Here is a 1,011-nt window from a genome sequence, read left to right as displayed (position 1 = left end):
GAAAGTCTTTTAACTAACTATGGCAAGGCTTTCACGCTTAAGTCAGTGCCATTGGTTTAAGGATCACTGCCCTTGACCGCGAGGCCGCCAGAGTTGGTATTGCCCGGCACGCGGTGGTCAAAACTTGGCTGGCGCTGGACCAGGGAAGGCGGAGTTAGCAACACTGTCCTGAAATAACTGCCATATTAAACTTTAACAATCACATAAATGTATCTACATTACTACACAGATATAAAACAGGAGAAAGAACAGTGAGTAGAACAACCATTACATCACGCACATTCAACCAGAATGTCACCGAAGCCAAGCGAACAGCACTTGAGCACCCGGTATTTATCACCGACAGAGGCAATATCACTCACGTATTGTTGAATATCGATCACTACAAAGAGATCACCCGCAACTCGGCCAACATCATTGACCTGCTGGCAATACCTGACGCAGAAGACATTGATTTAGAGGTTGAGCCTTTAAAAGACAACATCCTCAAGCCTGGAGACTTCTCTTAATGTACCTGCTTGACACAAATGTTGTTTCAGAATTAAGAAAGTGCAGTACTGGTAAAGGCAACACTTGTGTTGGTAATTGGGCCAGAACAGTGGCATCTAACGAACTTTACCTATCCGCCATAACCATTCTGGAAATAGAAATGGGTATTTTATTAAAGCAGAGGAAGGACCCGAAGCAGGGGGCGATACTCCGGCAATGGATGAACCAGAAAATGCTACCTGCCTTTGAAGGCCGTATTTTATCGCTGGATACAACCATTGCCCTTGCCTGTGCCCAGCTACACATTCCTGACCCCAAATCCGAACGGGACGCAATGATTGCTGCCACTGCCATCACTCATCAATTGACCGTAGCCACCCGGAACATTGATGATTTCAAGCACACCAGAGTAAAGTTACTGAACCCTTGGGAGGGTGTTTAAGATCTATCCTGAAATGACCCCGGTTTTTGTACCAGGAGGCTGTCCGAGAATAGCGCCCGACTGGGCGTCCCCGTAGCGAG

2 protein-coding genes are annotated in these 1,011 nt (G+C 46.9%); both read left to right on the top strand.

All coding sequences use genetic code 11. The features are described from left to right. Nucleotides 1–251: 251 nt before the first annotated feature. Nucleotides 252–509, top strand: a complete 258-nt coding sequence (locus KDK14_RS00270) for a type II toxin-antitoxin system Phd/YefM family antitoxin (RefSeq protein ID WP_257263011.1) — start codon at nt 252–254, stop codon at nt 507–509. Then, on the top strand, nt 509–931 hold the full coding sequence (locus KDK14_RS00265) for a type II toxin-antitoxin system VapC family toxin (protein ID WP_257263010.1): 423 nt from the start codon (nt 509–511) through the stop codon (nt 929–931). The genes KDK14_RS00270 and KDK14_RS00265 overlap by 1 nt, the downstream gene beginning before the upstream one ends. Nucleotides 932–1,011: the final 80 nt, after the last annotated feature.

Source organism: Endozoicomonas sp. ONNA2 (assembly GCF_024606365.1).
In the GTDB taxonomy this organism is placed as follows: Bacteria; Pseudomonadota; Gammaproteobacteria; order Pseudomonadales; family Endozoicomonadaceae; genus Endozoicomonas.
This window is presented reverse-complemented; position numbering and strand designations above follow the sequence as displayed.

What these genes read in the sequence shown, in the direction of transcription:
- KDK14_RS00265 (WP_257263010.1), top strand. Translation starts at nt 509, where the DNA reads ATGTACCTGCTTGACACAAATGTTGTTTCAGAATTAAGAAAGTGCAGT.